Here is a 17226-nt window from a genome sequence, read left to right on the forward strand (position 1 = left end):
TGGACATCGGGGACGCATACCCGCGGTGTCTCTTGTAATCAACCCAATCCATCTCTGGCATCCGGTCGCGCGTGAACGTTCCCGGCGCTGTAGGCGAATTGACGGCCTCTTTGCACTTTTTCCGTAAAATGGCAGGTCAGTCGTATTCCTTCCGTAACCTGTCGCACGTTTCGCGCCAAATGGCGTTTCTTTGGTGCCCGCTCCGATGTCCAGCAAGACCTACGAAATCCGCCCGAACCAGTCGATCGAACTCCTCAAGGAGCTTCACATCCTGACCCGTGACGGCAAGATGAACCAGGATAGCCGCCGCAAGCTCAAGCAGGTCTATCACCTGTTCCAGTTCATCGAGCCCCTTCTCAAGGACCTGAAGCAGGACGGCCGGGACGTCACGCTCGTCGACCACGGCGCGGGCAAGTCATACCTCGGTTTTATTCTCTACGACCTGTTTTTCAAGGAGCTGCATGACAAGTCGCGCATTTTCGGCATCGAAACGCGCGATGATCTCGTGCAGCACTCGCGCGAACTGGCACAGCGGCTTGGCTTTGGCGGCATGTCGTTTCTGAATCTGTCGGTCGCGGATTCCATTACGTCGACACAGCTGCCGCCCACCGTCGATATCGTGACCGGACTGCACGCCTGCGATACCGCCACCGATGATGCGCTGCGCTTCGCACTGAAGAAGAAGGCGCGCTATATCGTCGTCGTTCCGTGCTGTCAGGCAGAGGTGGCGGGGGTGCTGCGACGCAACAAGGGCAAGTCGCTCGGCCAGGCGCTCACCGAGATCTGGCGTCACCCGCTGCACACTCGCGAGTTCGGCAGTCAGATCACGAACGTGCTGCGCTGCCTTCAGCTTGAGGCGCACGGCTATCAGGTGAGCGTGACGGAACTGGTCGGCTGGGAGCACTCGATGAAAAACGAGCTGATCATCGCCCAGTACAAGAATTTGCCGCGACGCAAGCCCGCGGAACGGCTCGCCGAAATCCTCGATACGTTTGGCCTTGCCGAACTGAAGGAGCGCTTCTTCGTCGACGAAGGCGAAGAAGCGGCGGGCTTAGCTGAAACGGAAGCCTGAGCGCTCGCTATTCGCCGGACTGGCTCATCCACTCGCGCCAGCCTTGATGGCCGAGGCGGCGCAGCACTTCCATGTTCCGTTCGTAGATGTCGGAGGCGTCGGGGAATGCCTCGACCGCGCGGGCGATGCTCGCCTCGCGTATCAGATGCAGCGTGGGGTAAGGCGTGCGATTCGTGTAGTTCTCGATGTCGTCGGGCTCGGTGCCCGCGAACTGGAACTGCGGATGGAAGCTCGCGACCTGCAGCGTGCCTTCGAGCCCCAACTGTTGCAGCAGGCGATCCGCGAACCAGGTCGCGTCGTTGAAATCGACGAAATCCGCGAGCGCATGGGGCAGGATCAGCAGCGTCGTGTCGATCTGCTCGGGATCGGCCGCGTCGAGCGTCTTCAGCTCGGTCTCGAGATCGGCCAGAACGCCCTCCAGATCGGTCGCCTCGCTGATCGCATAGCGGACCTGGTTCTTCACGTGCACGCTCTTCGCGAACGGGCACAGGTTCAGCCCGATCACTGCGCGCGTGAGCCAGTGGCGGGTCGCGGCGATGATCTCGGCGTGGGCCGGATTGGCGTCGGTGGGTGAGGAGGCGATATCGTTCATGCCGTCATTTTACCGGCCGGCGGGGCGGGCCTTGCGCGGTGCGGCGTCTCAGCCGGCCTTACGCGTCGGTGCCTGATTGGGCCGCGCCGTCGTGTCCGGCGCTGCCGGGCACGCCGCATCGATCAGCAGTTTCGCCACGCGCGGCGTCGCAAGGATCGGGCCGCAACCCGCTCCATATGTCTGACTCGCCGCATAGACGCCTTCGACCAGAAGTGCAAGCGCATCGGCGAGTGCGGCGGGGTCCGCTGCGCGCGCGTCTTTCGCCAGCGCGGTGAGCCGCGCGATCAGCTTCGATTTGTTCTCGGCGACCGCGTGCCGCGCAGGGTGCGACACATCCGGGAATTCCGCCGCAACGTTGACGAACGGACAGCCGCGGTAGCCGGGCGCTGACGCGCGCCGCGCAAGGTCGTCGAAATACTGGAGCAACTGCTTGACCGGCTCGCCCGGATGTTTCGCGAGGCTCGCGTCGAAGCGTTCGAAGAATCGTTCGTCGCATCGTTTCAGATAGGCGACCACCAGATCGTCCTTCGACGAGAACTGCCGGTACAGGCTCATCTTGTTGACGCCCGCACGCTCGACCACGGCTTCGATGCCCACGGCGCGCACGCCATCCCGGTAGAACAGTTCGCCCGCCGCGTTGAGCAGATGCTCGTGCGCAAGAGCGCCCGTCGTATGCGGACGCGGTTTGCCGGTGCGGCGGTCCGTGGCGGTGGGTGGGTGGTCGGTCATGGCAGTCTCGCCGGTAGGGATACGCTTGACATGTTACCGAGCGGTCACTACTATCGCAACACACTTGTGACCGATCGGTAACAAGTTGATGTCGAAGCGTTCACAGTTTTCGAATCGGGCTAATAACAAAATCAGGCAGGCGACCGCTCCCCGAGCGGCGACAGGAGCACGGATGAACTGGGCAGCTAGATGGATCGGCGGACGTTTTCACTACGGATGGTTCGTCGTGGCGGTGGTGTTTCTCGTCTTGCTGGCGGCCGCCGGCACGCGCGCGACACCGAGCGTGATGATGATTCCGCTCGAGCACCAGTTCGGTTGGAGCCGCGCGACGATCTCGCTCGCGATTTCGGTGAACATTGCGCTCTATGGCCTGATGGGGCCGTTCGCGGCGGCGGCGATGCAGCGCTTTGGCGTGCGTCCGACACTGCTTGCAGCGCTCGGCACGATGGGCGGTGGCGTGGCGCTGTCGTCGCTGATGACGCACCCGTGGCAGATGGTGCTGATCTGGGGCGTGATGGTCGGCGGTGCGACGGGCGTCGCGGCGCTGTCGCTGTCGGCAACCGTGGTGACGCGCTGGTTCACATCGCACCGCGGTCTGGCGATGGGCATCCTCACCGCAAGCTCGGCCACCGGTCAACTCGTGTTCCTGCCGTTCCTGGCGGCGATCGCGCAGAAGTACGGCTGGCAGCCGGTGGTGCTGGTGGTCGCGGCGGCGTCGGCGGTGGTGATTCCGCTCGTCGCGTTGCTGTTGCCGGAGCGGCCCGCCGACATGAAACTGCGCCCTTATGGCGAAGGCCACGACATGCCGTCCGCGCCGCCCCAGCCGCAGGGAAATCCGCTGAAGATCGCGTTCGGCGCGCTCACATCGGCAAGCCGCACGCGTGACTTCTGGCTGCTCTTCTTCAGCTTTTTCATCTGCGGTGCGAGCACGAACGGTTACGTCGGCACCCACCTCATCGCGATGTGCGGCGACTACGGTCTATCGGAGGTTCAGGGCGCGTCGCTGCTCGCGGCGATGGGCATCTTCGATCTCTTCGGCACGACGTTGTCGGGCTGGCTTTCGGACCGCTTCAACAGCCGTCTGTTGCTCTTCTGGTACTACGGCCTGCGCGGACTTTCGCTGATCTATCTCCCGCACGCGTTCGGCATTGAGTTCTTCGGGCTGCCGATCTTCGCCGTGTTCTACGGACTCGACTGGATCGCGACCGTGCCGCCAACGGTGCGTCTCACCACCGACGTCTACGGCAAGGAGCACGCGCCAATCGTCTTCGGCTGGGTGGTGGCAGGACACCAGCTCGGTGCGGCGTTCGCGGCCTACGGCGCGGGACTTTTGCGCTCGAGCCTTGGCACTTACACGGTGGCGTCGATGATTTCCGGCGGGTTGTGTCTCATTGCGTCGTTCCTCGTACTGCGGATCAACCGCGGCCCGCGTGAAGTGGCCGTGCAAACAGCATAAGGCGGGCGTTTACCCTTCCGGAATTGCTGCAGCGCGATTGATAAGGTGAGGGTATGCTAGTGTCCCCTGGGGCGAGCCGCCCTCACGTAAAGGACAGACAAGGCATGACGAAGCAAAAACCTGCACCGACAGCCGTGCCCATCCACGAACTGATTGCCGGCCGCTGGAGTCCGCGCGCGTATTCAAACGAGCCGGTGAGCCGTGAGGCGCTGCATGCGGTGATCGAAGCGGCGCGCTGGGCGCCGTCGAGTTTCAACCTGCAGCCGTGGCGTTTCATCGTCTTCGACCGCACGGCTGACGAAGTCGCGTTCAAGCGCGCGTTTTCAACGCTCGTGCCGTTCAACCAGCAGTGGAACGCGCCGGCGCCGGTGCTGATCGCGGTGACCGCGCAGACGCTCAACACGAAGGGCGAAGTGAACCGCATGGCGCAGTACGACGCGGGCGCGGCGGCGATGTCGCTGGTGCTGCAGGCGCATGCGCTAGGCCTCGCGGCGCACCAGATGAGCGGCTTCGACGTCAACGCATTCCGCAAGGAGTTCGCGCTGCCGAACGACGTGGAACCGCTCGCGATCATCTCGATTGGCCACTACGGCGAAACCGAGAAGCTCGATCCGGTCCTGCGCGATCGGGAAAAGGCGGAGCGCACGCGCGCGGCGATGGGTGAGATCGCTTACGCGAACGCGTGGAAGCAGCCGTTCAAGGGCTGACGAGCGATCGACGCCTGACCAGCACGAATAAACGCGCGGCCTGACCGCGCGTTTTTCTTTGCGGGGACGCATCACGGCGTTGCGGTTGCGGCGCGCCAGGCTTTCGTGATACAAAGCCCGTCCCTCCCAGCCCTTCCTTGCACGCGTGCATGCCCCGTGCGGCGCGCTTCCTGCCATGACCACGTTCTGCGCGATCGACTTCGGAACCTCCAATTCGGCCGTGGCGCTGCCCGATGCTTCGCCCGGCGGCACCATGCGGCTCGCGCCCGTGGAAGGCGACCACGTCACGTTGCCGACCGCCGTATTTTTCAACGCCGATGAGCACACGCGCGAGTTCGGCCGCGCGGCGCTGGCGTCGTACATCGACGGCTTCGACGGCCGCCTCATGCGGTCGATGAAGAGCATCCTCGGCTCGCCGCTCGCCCAAAGCACGACGGATCTCGGCGACGGCAGCGCGATTCCCTACACGGAAATCATCGCGATTTTTGTCGACCATCTGAAGCGCAGCGCCGAAGCGTGCGCGAATGCGCCGATCGCCCGTGCGGTGCTGGGCCGCCCGATCTTTTTCGTCGACGATGATCCGCGCGCCGACCAGCTCGCGCAGGATCAGCTCGAAGCGGCTGCGCGTGCCGTGGGGTTTCGCGAGATCCACTTCCAGTACGAGCCCATTGCCGCCGCATTCGACTACGAATCGCGCCTGACGCAAGAAGGTCTCGTGCTCGTGGCCGACATCGGCGGTGGTACATCGGACTTTTCGCTCGTGCGCGTGGGCCCGCAGCGTATGCATCGGCTCGAACGCAAGGATGACGTGCTGGCGCATCACGGCGTGCATGTCGCGGGCACGGACTACGACCGCCGCGTGGCGCTTTCGACGATCCTGTGCGAACTCGGCTACCAGACACTCGATCCGGAAGGCCGGGAGATTCCGAACCGCGTCTACTTCGATCTCGCGACGTGGCACCTGATCAACACCGTCTACACGCCGAAGCGCACGACCGAGCTGAAGCTGATGCGTCACCTGTATCGCGACACACAACACCACGACCGGCTCATGCGCGTGGTCGAGCAGCGTCTGGGACACGCGCTGGCGGCACGTGGCGAGGAGGCGAAGATCGGCGTATCGGCGGGCGGCGAGACGATGATCGATCTGGAAACGGTGGAGGCCGATCTGCGCCTTGCGTTCTGCGACGCGCAACTGGTCGAAGCCGGCCGCGAGGAAACGCGCCGCATCGTGCAGGCTGCGCGCGATACGGTGCAGGCGGCCGGTGTCGCGCCTGCCAACGTGGACGCGCTGTATTTCACGGGCGGCTCGACGGGTTTGCGGTTCCTCACCGAGGCGCTCTCAGAGGCCTTCCCGCAGGCGCGGCCGGTGTTCGGCGACCGGCTGGCGAGCGTGGCGACAGGCCTTGGCATTCACGCGCAGCGCCTGTTCGGCTGAAGCCGGAGCGGCCGCGGGACACGATACGCGGCGCCCGCAAACCGTCACTCCCATCGCGTAACGCGATGCTGCAGCCCCACCTGGCGCCACTTCGCCGGGAGCAGACAAGAAAAAACCCCACCTTCCAGAGGAAGCGTGGGGTTTTTCGGTAAGCTTGTCGGGCAGGATGCCGTAGCAGGCATCCTGGCGGACATTACCTCAAGACGCAGTCTTAGACCGGCTTGATGTTCGCAGCTTGCTTGCCCTTCGGGCCAGTGCGAATTTCGAATTGGACTTTCTGGTTTTCTTGCAGCGTCTTGAAGCCGTCGACCTTGATTTCCGAGAAGTGCGCGAACAGGTCTTCGCCGCCGCCGTCCGGAGTGATGAAGCCAAAGCCCTTTGCGTCATTGAACCACTTGACGGTACCGGTTTCCATATTACTTTCCTAAAAATAAATTGAGGCCGAAGCCAGAGAGGTGCACGAAAATCAAGGAAGGGGTATGGGACCAGCCGGAGTACCGTTGATGGGCGAACTACGAAAGACCAATTCACACTCGCCGCTTGAAATCCTGCGTGGTCTTTATACGGCGAAATCGCAGTAAGGTCAACTGGGAGCGGGGAAAACTCGACGTTTTTTTACGCTGGGGTCGAAACAAAAGCACACAAGCCTTGTCGCGAGCGCAACTTTTTTTGTAGCAAGCAGGGGACTTTCGACGCCGTTTTTCGGTGCAACCGTTAAACTACGCGCCGCGCAAAGGTTGCGCCCAAGGGGTGCAATCCACTCAGTGCGCGGGAGGTGCGACCGCCCGGAAACCTGTCCACAAAACAGATGGGACCCTCGGCATCAAACCGCTCTTGATACAGGAGAAGACGTGAAAAGTTCTATTCAACGGAGCATCGGCCCGTTCGCACTGATGTTTACGGGTCTCGGCTCGATCATCGGTTCGGGCTGGCTGTTCGGCGCGTGGAAGGCTGCGAAGATTGCGGGTCCGGCGGCCATCTGCGCGTGGATCATCGGCGCCGTGGTGATTCTGGCCATTGCACTCACTTACGCCGAACTCGGCGCGATGTTCCCGGAGTCGGGCGGCATGGTGCGCTATGCCCGCTACTCCCACGGTGCGCTGGTGGGCTTCATCAGTGCATGGGCAAACTGGATCGCCATCGTTTCGGTGATTCCGATCGAAGCGGAAGCATCGATCCAGTACATGAGCACCTGGCCCTATGAGTGGGCGCACGCGCTATTCGTCCACGGGGAGCTGACACCGTCCGGGCTCGGGCTCTCGGCGCTGCTCGTGATCGTGTACTTCATGCTCAACTATTGGGGCGTGAAGATCTTCGCGCGGGCCAACACCGCCATCACGGTGTTCAAGTTCGTCATTCCGGGTCTGACGATCATCGGATTGATGGCCGGCGCCTTCCACCACGAAAACTTCGGCACGACGACCACCTTCGCGCCGTACGGCTGGTCGGCGGTGTTCACGGCAGTCGCGACGAGCGGCGTCGTGTTTGCGTTCAACGGCTTCCAGAGCCCGATCAACCTCGCGGGTGAAGCGCGCAACCCGGCGAAGAGCGTGCCGTTTGCGGTGATCGGCTCGATCCTGCTGGCGCTCGTGATCTATGTGCTGCTGCAGGTCGCTTACATCGGCGCGGTGGACCCCGCTCACGTCGCCGGCGGCTGGAACACGTTCGACTTCAAGTCGCCGTTCGCTGAACTCGCGATCGCGCTGAACCTGAACTGGCTCGCGATCCTGCTTTACGTGGACGCATTCGTGAGCCCGAGCGGCACCGGTACGACATACATGGCGACGACCTCGCGCATGATCTACGCGATGGAGCGCAACAATACGATGCCGAAGATGTTCGGCAGCGTGCACCCGTTCTACGGCGTGCCGCGCAACGCGATGTGGTTCAACCTGCTGGTCTCGTTCATCTTCATGTTCTTCTTCCGCGGCTGGAGCGCGCTCGCGGCGGTGATCTCGGTGGCGACGGTCATCTCGTACCTCACCGGCCCGATCAGCCTGATGGCGCTCAAGCGCTCCGCGACGGATCTCAAGCGGCCGCTCTCGGTGCCGTTCATGAACGTGATCGCACCATTTGCGTTCGTCTGCGCATCGCTGATCCTGTACTGGGCGAAATGGCCGCTGACTGGCGAAATCATCCTGCTGATGGTCGTCGCGCTGCCGGTCTACTTCTATTTCCAGGCCAAGCAAGGCTTTGAAGGTTGGGGCGCGGACCTGAAGGCCGCCTGGTGGCTGTGCGGGTACCTTCCGGTCATGGCGCTTCTCTCGCTGATCGGCAGCAAGCAGTTCGGCGGTGCCAACGTGCTTCCCTACGGCTGGGACATGCTGGTGGTCGCGCTTGTTGCGCTCGTCTTCTATTACTGGGGCATCAACTCAGGCTACCGCACGCCGTACCTCAGCGAGCGTCAGGAGCACGACGAGGTGCTCGAAGGCATCGGCGCGCACTGAGCGCCGGACGTCGATCGCGGCACCGGCTGCGATCGATGTAACGAAAAAGCCCGCCTGAAGCGATTCAGGCGGGCTTTTTCGTTTCCGGGGGCGGCGGCGTGGTCAGCGCTGCGCCGAGCCGAACACGTAGTTCGTCATCGCGAGCGCGCGTTGGTACGTGCCGAGCGACTGGACGCCGAGCGTGTAGTCATCGTCGGCGGCGCCGAGCGCAGCGAAGACCGGCAACAGATGTTCGTCGGTCGGATGCATGAGTTGCGCGTGGGGCGCGCGGTGGCGATAGTCGAGCAAGGCGTCGATGTCCCGCGCGGCGAGACGGTCTTCGAACCAGTCCGTAAATTCGGCGACGTGCGGGTCCGCATCCTCCGGACGTGCCGAAAAATCCGCCGCACGCAGGTTGTGCGTGATCTGGCCGGAGCCGATCACCATCACGCCTTCGTCGCGCAATGCGCGCAGCGCGCGGCCGATCGCGAAGTGATGCGCGGCGTCGGCACGTGGCTGAATCGAGAGCTGGGTGACGGGCACGTCGGCGTGCGGGAACATCAGCAGCATCGGAACCCAAGTGCCGTGATCGATGCCGTGCTCTTCTTCGTCGACCGGCACACCTCGCTCGCGCAGCAGCGCGGCGGCGCGCTGCGCTGTCTCGGGCGCCCCCGGCGCGGGGTACTCGATTTCATAGAGCGCACGCGGGAAGCCGTAGAAGTCGTGGATCGTTTCGGGCTGCGCCGCTGTGCTGACCACGGGCTGCAGCGTGCACCAGTGAGCAGACAGCATCAGCACCGACTCGGGGCGCGGCAGCTCGGAGGATAGCGTCGCGAAGGCGCCGGAGGGCAGCGACGGGTCGATCGGCAGTGTGGGTGCGCCGTGCGAAAGGAACACGGCCGGCATGCGGGTGGGGGTCGTCATGATCGAGGGCCGCGGCGAGGCGGCGCTGAAGGTTCGGTTGCGATGAATATAGATGCCCACCGCTGGGAATTAAACCGGCTGCGAGAGAATTGATTGCGTCGCGAATGTTGATAATAGTCGCCTGCCGCAGCAACGGCTCGCAGGACCAGATGGCGATCGGAAAGTGCCGGGGGCGCTTTCCGCTTTAGTCCGCGCTTTCGCGCAGACCTTGCCACGCAGGCGCAAGCGCAGGCCCGAGTGCGAACAGGTCGAGCACGCGCGCGACCGTGTGATCGACCATTTCGTCGATCGAGGCAGGCTGGTTGTAGAACGCGGGCAGTGGCGGAAAGATGACACCGCCCATTTCGGTCACCGACGTCATGTTGCGCAGGTGCGCGAGATTGAGCGGCGTCTCCCGCACGAGCAGCACGAGGCGGCGGCGCTCCTTGAGCGTGACGTCGGCGGCGCGGGTGATGAGGTTATCGGAGAGCCCGTGCGCGACGCTTGCGAGTGTTTTCATCGAGCACGGCGCGATGATCATGCCGTCCGTCGCGAACGAACCCGACGCGATGCTCGCGCCCACATCCCGCACCGAATGAACGACGTCAGCGCGCGCGTGGAGGTCGTCTTTGGTGAGCTGCAGTTCGTGCTGGATGTTGAGCCAGCCCGCTGATGAGACCAGCAAATGGCTCTCGACGCCGCCGACGCGGCGCAGCATATCGAGGATGCGCACGCCGTAGATCGCGCCGGTCGCGCCGGTAATGGCGACGATCAGCCTGCGCGGCGGAGCGAGATGGGAAGCGTTCACGAACGGACGGGGCGCGTAGGGCGTGCGGGAGATCGAAAGGCTGCCCAGGCGGGACGGCCGGGTGGTGGCGCGGTTCGGGCCGCGTTCAGACCACCCCCCGGCGAGGCGCTTACGCCTGCGCGAAAAGCTGCTGCAGTTCACCGTTCTCGTACATCTCCATCATGATGTCCGAGCCGCCGATGAATTCGCCCTTCACGTAAAGCTGCGGGATGGTCGGCCAGTTCGAGAATTCCTTGATGCCCTGGCGGATCGCGTCGTCTTCGAGGACGTTGACGGTTTTGAACTGATCGACGCCGCATGCCTTGAGGATCTGTACCGCGCGACCCGAGAAACCGCACATCGGAAACTGCGCATTGCCCTTCATGAACAGGACGACTGCGTTTTCATCGACGATCTGCTTGATGCGTTGTTGGGTTTCCATGAGTGACCTTGCAAAGTATTGATGCGGAACAGACTGAAATGATAGCGGATTTCGCCTGATCAGGCGGGGTGCGACATGGTCGGCGGAGGGGACATTCGCCGTGCGTCTCAGCGCGGCGACCGACCCCCGCTGATGCGCTCGATACCGGCGAGATCCTGCTGTGAATGTACATCGGAGAAGCCTTGCGCAGCGAGCAGGGTGCGCACGGCTGCCGCCTGGTCGTAGCCGTGTTCCATCCACAGCACGCCTCCCGGAGCGAGATGCGCGAGCGCGCCCGCGACAATGGCCCGCAGGGCCGTGAGGCCGTCGGCTTCGTCCGTGAGCGCGCCGCGCGGCTCAAAGCGCAGGTCGCCCTGTTCGAGATGCGGATCGCCGCTCGCGATGTACGGCGGATTGCTCACGATCGCCTCAAAGCGCAGTGACGGATCGAGTGCGTCGTACCAGCTGCCCGAGAGGAAGGCGAGCGCGCCGCCTGGGCGTTTCGCGTGGAGAAGCCGCGTGGCATTGCGCTCGGCTAGCGCAAGCGCGGCCGCCGAGCGGTCGACGGCCCACACACGCGCGTCCGGCCGCGCCGAGGCGATCGCCACCGCGATCGCTCCGCTGCCTGTGCCGAGATCGAGCACGCGCGGCGCGGTTTGGCCCTCGATGGCGGCGAGCGCTGTTTCGACGAGCAGTTCGGTTTCGGGTCGCGGAATCAGCACATCGGACGTGACTTCGAAATCGAGGCCGTAGAACTCGCGCGCACCCACCAGTTGCGCGACCGGGACGCCTTCCACACGCCGTGCCTCGAGCGCGCGATACGCGTCGATCTGGGCTGCATCGAGCGCTTCGTCGCCGCGCGTGATGAGTTCGGTGCGGCGCCAGCCAAGCACGTGCATGAGCAGTACGCGAGCCTCCAGGGCTGGCAACGGCGAGGCGCGCAGCAGGGTGTCGGCGGTGACGGGGTTCACACTCACGGGCGGGGCGGTTCTCAGTCCGCGTCGCCGAGCGAGGCGAGCTGTTCGGCCTGATGCTCGGAGAGGAGCGCGCCGATCAGTTCGTCGAGTTCGCCGTCCATGATCGATTCAAGGCGATAGAGCGTGAGGTTGATGCGGTGATCGGTGAGTCGCCCTTGCGGGAAGTTGTACGTGCGGATGCGTTCCGAGCGGTCGCCTGAGCCGACGAGACTCTTGCGCGTCGCCGCTTCCTTCGCGTGCTGCTCCTGGTACTGCTTGTCCTTGATACGCGCGGCCAGCACCTTGAGCGCGCGGTCCTTGTTCTTGTGCTGCGAGCGATCGTCCTGGCACTCGACGACGATCCCGGTCGGCAGGTGCGTCACGCGCACGGCCGAATCGGTCTTGTTGATGTGCTGGCCGCCCGCGCCGGAGGCGCGGAACGTGTCGATGCGCAGATCGGCGGGATTGATCTCGACTTCGCCGATTTCGTCGGCTTCGGGCATCACCGCGACCGTGCACGCCGACGTGTGGATGCGGCCCTGCGTTTCCGTGGCCGGCACGCGTTGCACACGATGGCCGCCCGACTCGAACTTGAGCTTCGAATAGGCGGCCTCGCCCGCGATCCGCACGATGACTTCCTTGTAGCCGCCGAGGTCCGACTCGCTCGCCGACATCATTTCGATTTGCCAGCGATTGCGCTCGGCGTAGCGCAGGTACATGCGCAGGAGGTCGCCCGCGAACAGCGCCGATTCGTCGCCGCCCGTGCCCGCGCGGATTTCGAGGAACACGTTGCGCTCATCGTTGGGGTCCTTAGGCAGCAGCATTTTCTGCAGGTCGGTCTGCAATTGCGCCATGCGATCGCGCGCGCTTTTCACCTCGTCTTCGGCGAACTCGCGCATCGAGGCGTCCGAAAGCAGGTCCTTCGCCGCCGATTCGTCCTCTTTCGCCTGGCGCCACTGCGCGTAGTGCTCGACCACGGGCTCCAGTTCCGAGTGCTCGCGCGTGAGCTTGCGGTACTGGTCGCGGTTGGACGTCACATCGGGACGGCTCAACAGGTCGTTCAGCTCGGCCAGGCGCGTAGTCAGCTGGTCGAGCTTCGATTGCATGCTCGTTTTCATCGGGCGGTTCGAAGCGGGAATTCCGAAAAAGGACTGCGAGAGAAAAAGGGGGACGGGCGGTGCGCCCGGTCGTTGGGCGCGTTAGCGTAAAAAGGGACGCGCTGGTCAGCGGTCCGTGCCGCTAACGGTCCGAGGAACCGGACGATTCGGAAGGACTATCCGCCGCGGATGAGGCGGCAGGCGCGGCCTGCTCATCGCGGGCGTCGCGTGTTTCAGGGGATTCGCGGGACTCGCGGCTCGACTGGCCGTGCCGGTAGAAACCGCTCATGACTTCGATGAGCGAGTCGCGATTCTCGCTGCTTGCGCTGTTGAGCGCGTGCGTCGGGCCGTGGATCAGCTTGTTCGTGAGCGATTGCGAGAGCGCTTCGAGCACCACCGCCGGATCGTCGCCGCGCGCGAGCATCTTGCGTGCGCGCTCGAGTTCGGCGCGGCGCAGCGTGTCGGCCTGGGTGTGCATGTGGCGGATCACGGGCACGATGCTGCGTGCGTCGAGCCACTGCATGAAGTTTGCGACGCGCGTCTCGATGATCGTCTCGGCCTGCGCGACGGCGGCCTGGCGCGAGGCATTGCCTTCGCGCACGATCGTGCCGAGGTCGTCGACGGTGTAGAGGAACACGTCTTCGAGCTGGCCGACTTCGGGTTCGATGTCGCGCGGCACCGCGAGGTCGACCATGAAGATCGGGCGGTGACGGCGCGCCTTGACGGCGCGCTCGACGGCGCCAAGGCCGATGATCGGCAGCGTGGACGCGGTGCACGACACGATGATGTCGAATTCATGCATGCGCGCGGGCAGGTCAGACAGCGGCATCGCATGGCCGCCGAAGCGCTCGGCGACCTCGCGGCCGCGCTCGGCGGTGCGGTTCGCCACGACAAGCTCGCGCGGTGCGTGCGCAGCGAAGTGCGCGGCGCACAGTTCGATCATCTCGCCCGCGCCGATGAACAACACGCGCTGGGTGGAAATGTTCTCGAAGATGCGCTGCGCGAGCCGTACGGCAGCGGCGGCCATCGAAACGGATTGAGCCCCGATTTCAGTGGTGCTGCGCACTTCCTTCGCGACGGCGAAGGTGCGCTGGAACAGCTGGTTCAGATAGGTGCCGAGCGCACCGGCCTCGGTGGCGGTGCGCACAGCCGTTTTCATCTGACCGACGATCTGTGTTTCGCCGAGCACCATCGAGTCGAGCCCCGACGCCACCCGGAACGCGTGGCGCACCGCTTCGGACTGCGGCAGCGCGTAGACGTGCGGCGCGAGTTCCTCTTCGCGGATACCGTGGTACTGCGAGAGCCAGTGGACGGCGGCGTCGCGCGCGGCGCGGTCGTCGGTGGCGCAGTAGAGTTCGGTGCGGTTACAGGTGGACAGGATGGCGGCTTCCGGTGCGCTGAGCGCACGACGGCCCGACCACGCCTCCTTGAACAGGGCGAGCGCAGGCTTGATTTGTTCGAGCGGAAATGCCACGCGCTCGCGCAAGGCGACAGGCGCGGTGTGGTGATTGATTCCGATCGTTAGAAGCTGCATACCGTGGAGGCGAAATTTAGACAAATATTATAACTTTTCTTCGCTTCCTATATGTCCGTCAGCCGAGCCCGAAGGTTCCGTACCGGGCGTTGAGAGTCTGTCGAGCTGGTAGCCGACGCCGTACAACGTGGTCAGGCGCCAGCCGTGTTCGGGCGATAGCTGGAGCTTGTTGCGCAGCCGGGAGGCGTGCGTGTCGAGCGTCCGCGACTGAACGTCGCGGCTCAGTTGCCAGACCGTTTCGAGAATGCGCGCCCGGGAAACAGGGCGCGATGCGTTGGTGAACAGCAGCAGCGCGAAGCGGAATTCCTTGGGTGTGAGCGTGACGGTCTGGCCCCTGAAGGAAACGCCATGGCGTGCTGAATCGAACAGGTACTCGCCGAAGCCGTGGTGCGCGCGGTTGCGCGGCCGGCGCACGCCGGCGCGACGCAACAGGGCATCGATGCGTGCGAGCAGTTCCGGGCCGCTTGCCGGCTTGGTCATGCAGTCGTCGGCGCCCCCGTGAAGCGCTGCCACGATCTCGCTTTCGTGCGGCGACACCATCAGCACGATCACCGGAAGACCGGGCAGCAAACGGCGCGCGCGCGGAATCAGTTCGTCCGCGCTGATGTCGCCGCACCACCAGGCGGTGATCATGAGGTCGAACGCTTCATCCCCGAGCGTTTCGAGCAGCGATGCGCCGGCGCGAAATGGCTGGCATGCGTGCGCGCCTGCAATTAGCAGGTGCTGGAGAATTTCAGCCTGGCGCGCATCCGGTTCGACAAGTGCAATTCGCATAGCGGATTTCAGCCGCGGCGGGCCGGATGCGCTTGCCTTGCGACACCCTGCCACCTACACTCAACCGCTACGCGGGAAGTGCCGGGTCGACCGTTTATCATTGAAAATCAGTTATTGAGACAAAAATGCTAGTCCGAATGGTGCGGCGGTTCTATCGGATGAATCTGAAATACGATAGGACGAGTCGCTAATGGGCTGGGCTGGCATCGTCGTGCTCGGCATCGTGGTCGGCGTCGCGGGACGGTGGCTCCACCCGATGCGCACGCGCGCGCGTGGCGGCCTCGTGATGGCGGTCGTCGCGGGCGTGTCTGGCGCCGTGCTCGCGCGCCTCGCTGGGCGCGTCACCGGGCTCTTCCACGATGGCGAGCTACTCGAATGGCCAGTCTGCACGGCGCTCGCGCTTGCCTTTGTCGCCACGGCCATCGCGCTGCGCGCGCGCCGCTGAACGCATCGACCCTCCGCTCGCGGTATCCGGCCGCCGTCCCGCACGAACATTTCTCGCAGGTGAATCCATGAACGCACGACTCCCCGAAACCTCTTCGATTCCCGAACGGATCGCCGCCCTGCGCGCTGCCATGACGCGCGCGAGCGTCGATGCCGTTCTCGTTCCGTCCGCCGATCCACATCTCTCCGAGTATCTGCCGCCGCGCTGGCAGGGGAGGCAGTGGCTGTCCGGTTTCACCGGTTCTGTGGGCACGCTGGTCGTGACGAAGGACTTCGCGGGCGTCTGGGTCGACAGCCGCTACTGGGTGCAGGCCGAGCATCAGCTAACGGGCACCGGCATCGTGCTGATGAAAATGACTGGCGGTCAGCAGACTTCGCCTCACATCGACTGGCTCGCGCAGAACGTCCCCGCTGGCGGCACGCTGACGGTGGACGGCGCGGTGCTCGGCGTCGCCTCGGCGCGTGCGCTTTCGGATGCCTTGGCCGCGCGCGGCGTGAAGCTGCGCACCGACCTCGATCTGCTCGAAGTCGTCTGGCCCGCGCGTCCGGACCTGCCGCTCGAACCGGTTTACGAGCACGCGGCGCCGCATGCCGACGCAAACCGGGCCGCCAAGCTCGACCAGGTGCGTCGCGCGATGCAAGAGAAGGGCGCGCAGTGGCACTTCATCTCGACGCTCGACGACCTCGCGTGGCTCTTCAACCTGCGCGGTGCCGACGTGAGCTACAACCCGGTGTTCGTTGCGCACGCGCTGGTCGGGCCGGATCAGGCGACGGTGTTCGTCGCCGACGGCAAGGTGCCCGAGGCGCTCGCGCAATCGCTCGCGCGCGATAACGTGTTCATCGCGCCCTATGCGCAGGCTGCGAAGGCGCTTGCCGCGTTGCCCGCGGGCGCCACGCTCCTCGTCGATCCGCGGCGCGTGACGTTCGGTTTGCTGCAGGCGGTACCGTCGGCGGTGAAGCTCGTCGAGTCGGTCAATCCGAGCACGTTCCTCAAGTCGCGCAAGAGCGCCGCGGAAGCTGCGAATGTCCGCGCGACGATGGAGCAGGACGGCGCGGCGCTCGCCGAATTCTTCGCGTGGTTCGAAGCGGCGCTCGGTCGCGAGACCATCACCGAACTCACGATCGACGAAAAGCTGACCGCCGCGCGCGCACGCCGGCCGGGCTACGTTTCGCCGTCGTTCGCGACGATCGCGGGCTTCAACGCGAACGGCGCGATGCCGCACTATCGCGCCACGCCGGAATCGCACAGCGTGATCGAAGGCAATGGCCTCTTGCTGATCGACTCGGGCGGGCAGTATCTCGACGGCACGACCGACATCACGCGCGTCGTTGCCATCGGCACGCCGAGCAACGAGCAAAAACGCGACTTCACGATCGTCCTGAAGGGCACGATGGCGCTTTCGCGTGCGCAATTTCCGCGCGGCATCCGCTCGCCGATGCTCGACGCAATCGCACGTGCGCCGATCTGGGAAGCGGGCGCCGACTACGGCCACGGCACCGGGCACGGCGTCGGCTATTTCCTGAACGTTCACGAGGGCCCGCAGGTGATCTCGCACTACGCGAGCCCCGAGCCGTGGACCGCGATGGAGGAGGGCATGATTACCTCGGTCGAACCGGGCATCTACCGCCCGGGCAGATGGGGGGTGCGCATCGAGAATCTCGTGCTGAACCAGAGCGCGCAGAAGACCGAACTCGGCGACTTCCTTTCATTCGAGACCCTCACGCTGTGCCCGATCGATACGCGCTGCATCGACCTCGCGCTGCTGCGCGACGACGAGCGCGCGTGGCTCAACGACTACCACCGGACGGTCCGGCAGCGCGTATCGCCGCACGTTTCGGGTGCTGCGCTTGCGTGGCTCGAAGCGCGCACGCAACCCATCTGAGACAAAC

16 protein-coding genes and 1 pseudogene are annotated in these 17226 nt (G+C 64.6%); 7 read left to right on the top strand and 10 right to left on the bottom strand.

Going from position 1 to position 17226, the window contains the following annotated elements:
• Positions 1–205: 205 nt before the first annotated feature.
• Entirely contained in the window at positions 206–1072 is an 867-nt protein-coding gene (locus D1Y85_RS21365; protein WP_124153063.1) for a class I SAM-dependent methyltransferase, read from the top strand.
• Between the two features lie 7 nt (positions 1073–1079).
• Here D1Y85_RS21365 and D1Y85_RS21370 read toward each other — a convergent pair whose 3' ends face one another.
• Positions 1080–1664, bottom strand: a complete 585-nt coding sequence (locus D1Y85_RS21370) for a DUF1415 domain-containing protein (protein WP_124153064.1) — start codon at positions 1662–1664, stop codon at positions 1080–1082.
• 48 nt (positions 1665–1712) lie between these two features.
• Positions 1713–2393: a TetR/AcrR family transcriptional regulator gene (locus D1Y85_RS21375; RefSeq protein ID WP_124153065.1), complete on the bottom strand. Its 681-nt coding sequence runs from the start codon at positions 2391–2393 to the stop codon at positions 1713–1715.
• Positions 2394–2565: 172 nt separating this feature from the next.
• On the opposite strand from D1Y85_RS21375, the gene D1Y85_RS21380 reads away from it, so the two are divergent.
• From D1Y85_RS21380 to D1Y85_RS21390, 3 genes are all read left to right on the top strand, one after another.
• Positions 2566–3849, top strand: coding sequence for an MFS transporter (locus tag D1Y85_RS21380; RefSeq protein ID WP_124153066.1), 1284 nt, complete (start codon positions 2566–2568; stop codon positions 3847–3849).
• Positions 3850–3953: 104 nt separating this feature from the next.
• On the top strand, positions 3954–4556 hold the full coding sequence (locus D1Y85_RS21385; RefSeq protein ID WP_124153067.1) for a nitroreductase family protein: 603 nt from the start codon (positions 3954–3956) through the stop codon (positions 4554–4556).
• A gap of 175 nt (positions 4557–4731) precedes the next feature.
• Entirely contained in the window at positions 4732–5994 is a 1263-nt protein-coding gene (locus D1Y85_RS21390) for an Hsp70 family protein (RefSeq protein ID WP_124153068.1), read from the top strand.
• Between the two features lie 211 nt (positions 5995–6205).
• Here the strand turns inward: D1Y85_RS21390 and D1Y85_RS21395 are convergent, their stop codons facing one another.
• Positions 6206–6409, bottom strand: coding sequence for a cold-shock protein (locus D1Y85_RS21395; protein ID WP_124153069.1), 204 nt, complete (start codon positions 6407–6409; stop codon positions 6206–6208).
• Positions 6410–6845: 436 nt separating this feature from the next.
• On the opposite strand from D1Y85_RS21395, the gene D1Y85_RS21400 reads away from it, so the two are divergent.
• The gene (locus D1Y85_RS21400; protein WP_124153070.1) at positions 6846–8441 is read left to right on the top strand and encodes an APC family permease; all 1596 of its coding nucleotides are present in this window, start codon (positions 6846–6848) and stop codon (positions 8439–8441) included.
• Between the two features lie 102 nt (positions 8442–8543).
• Here D1Y85_RS21400 and D1Y85_RS21405 read toward each other — a convergent pair whose 3' ends face one another.
• The 7 genes and pseudogenes from D1Y85_RS21405 to D1Y85_RS21435 form a co-directional block, all read right to left on the bottom strand.
• A complete protein-coding gene (locus D1Y85_RS21405) occupies positions 8544–9344 on the bottom strand; it encodes a DODA-type extradiol aromatic ring-opening family dioxygenase (protein ID WP_124153071.1) in 801 nt (266 codons plus the stop codon).
• 184 nt (positions 9345–9528) lie between these two features.
• A complete protein-coding gene (locus tag D1Y85_RS21410) occupies positions 9529–10131 on the bottom strand; it encodes a UbiX family flavin prenyltransferase (RefSeq protein ID WP_124153072.1) in 603 nt (200 codons plus the stop codon).
• A 109-nt stretch (positions 10132–10240) separates the two neighbouring features.
• On the bottom strand, positions 10241–10552 hold the full coding sequence (gene grxD / locus D1Y85_RS21415; RefSeq protein WP_124153073.1) for a Grx4 family monothiol glutaredoxin: 312 nt from the start codon (positions 10550–10552) through the stop codon (positions 10241–10243).
• Positions 10553–10659: 107 nt separating this feature from the next.
• On the bottom strand, positions 10660–11526 hold the full coding sequence (gene prmC / locus D1Y85_RS21420; RefSeq protein ID WP_425466965.1) for a peptide chain release factor N(5)-glutamine methyltransferase: 867 nt from the start codon (positions 11524–11526) through the stop codon (positions 10660–10662).
• Positions 11523–12605, bottom strand: a complete 1083-nt coding sequence (gene prfA, locus D1Y85_RS21425; protein ID WP_124153074.1) for a peptide chain release factor 1 — start codon at positions 12603–12605, stop codon at positions 11523–11525. Before prfA ends, prmC begins: the two co-directional genes overlap by 4 nt.
• 226 nt (positions 12606–12831) lie before the next feature.
• Positions 12832–14118, bottom strand: a pseudogene (gene hemA, locus D1Y85_RS21430) (glutamyl-tRNA reductase); the annotation flags it as partial.
• A 27-nt stretch (positions 14119–14145) separates the two neighbouring features.
• A complete protein-coding gene (locus tag D1Y85_RS21435; RefSeq protein ID WP_124153076.1) occupies positions 14146–14892 on the bottom strand; it encodes a response regulator transcription factor in 747 nt (248 codons plus the stop codon).
• 190 nt (positions 14893–15082) lie between these two features.
• Here D1Y85_RS21435 and D1Y85_RS21440 point away from each other — a divergent pair, with 190 nt between their 5' ends.
• The gene (locus D1Y85_RS21440; protein ID WP_124153077.1) at positions 15083–15337 is read left to right on the top strand and encodes a hypothetical protein; all 255 of its coding nucleotides are present in this window, start codon (positions 15083–15085) and stop codon (positions 15335–15337) included.
• A gap of 67 nt (positions 15338–15404) precedes the next feature.
• Positions 15405–17219: an aminopeptidase P family protein gene (locus tag D1Y85_RS21445; RefSeq protein ID WP_124153078.1), complete on the top strand. Its 1815-nt coding sequence runs from the start codon at positions 15405–15407 to the stop codon at positions 17217–17219.
• Positions 17220–17226 lie beyond the last annotated feature (7 nt).

It is taken from the genome of Paraburkholderia dinghuensis (assembly GCF_003837865.1).
GTDB lineage: Bacteria > Pseudomonadota > Gammaproteobacteria > Burkholderiales > Burkholderiaceae > Paraburkholderia > Paraburkholderia dinghuensis.

What these genes read in the sequence shown, in the direction of transcription:
- D1Y85_RS21440 (WP_124153077.1), top strand. Translation starts at nt 15,083, where the DNA reads ATGGGCTGGGCTGGCATCGTCGTGCTCGGCATCGTGGTCGGCGTCGCG.
- D1Y85_RS21380 (WP_124153066.1), top strand. Translation starts at nt 2,566, where the DNA reads ATGAACTGGGCAGCTAGATGGATCGGCGGACGTTTTCACTACGGATGG.
- D1Y85_RS21370 (WP_124153064.1), bottom strand. Translation starts at nt 1,664, where the DNA reads ATGAACGATATCGCCTCCTCACCCACCGACGCCAATCCGGCCCACGCC.
- D1Y85_RS21435 (WP_124153076.1), bottom strand. Translation starts at nt 14,892, where the DNA reads ATGCGAATTGCACTTGTCGAACCGGATGCGCGCCAGGCTGAAATTCTC.
- D1Y85_RS21385 (WP_124153067.1), top strand. Translation starts at nt 3,954, where the DNA reads ATGACGAAGCAAAAACCTGCACCGACAGCCGTGCCCATCCACGAACTG.
- D1Y85_RS21390 (WP_124153068.1), top strand. Translation starts at nt 4,732, where the DNA reads ATGACCACGTTCTGCGCGATCGACTTCGGAACCTCCAATTCGGCCGTG.
- D1Y85_RS21405 (WP_124153071.1), bottom strand. Translation starts at nt 9,344, where the DNA reads ATGACGACCCCCACCCGCATGCCGGCCGTGTTCCTTTCGCACGGCGCA.
- D1Y85_RS21445 (WP_124153078.1), top strand. Translation starts at nt 15,405, where the DNA reads ATGAACGCACGACTCCCCGAAACCTCTTCGATTCCCGAACGGATCGCC.
- grxD (WP_124153073.1), bottom strand. Translation starts at nt 10,552, where the DNA reads ATGGAAACCCAACAACGCATCAAGCAGATCGTCGATGAAAACGCAGTC.
- D1Y85_RS21365 (WP_124153063.1), top strand. Translation starts at nt 206, where the DNA reads ATGTCCAGCAAGACCTACGAAATCCGCCCGAACCAGTCGATCGAACTC.
- D1Y85_RS21375 (WP_124153065.1), bottom strand. Translation starts at nt 2,393, where the DNA reads ATGACCGACCACCCACCCACCGCCACGGACCGCCGCACCGGCAAACCG.
- D1Y85_RS21395 (WP_124153069.1), bottom strand. Translation starts at nt 6,409, where the DNA reads ATGGAAACCGGTACCGTCAAGTGGTTCAATGACGCAAAGGGCTTTGGC.
- prfA (WP_124153074.1), bottom strand. Translation starts at nt 12,605, where the DNA reads ATGAAAACGAGCATGCAATCGAAGCTCGACCAGCTGACTACGCGCCTG.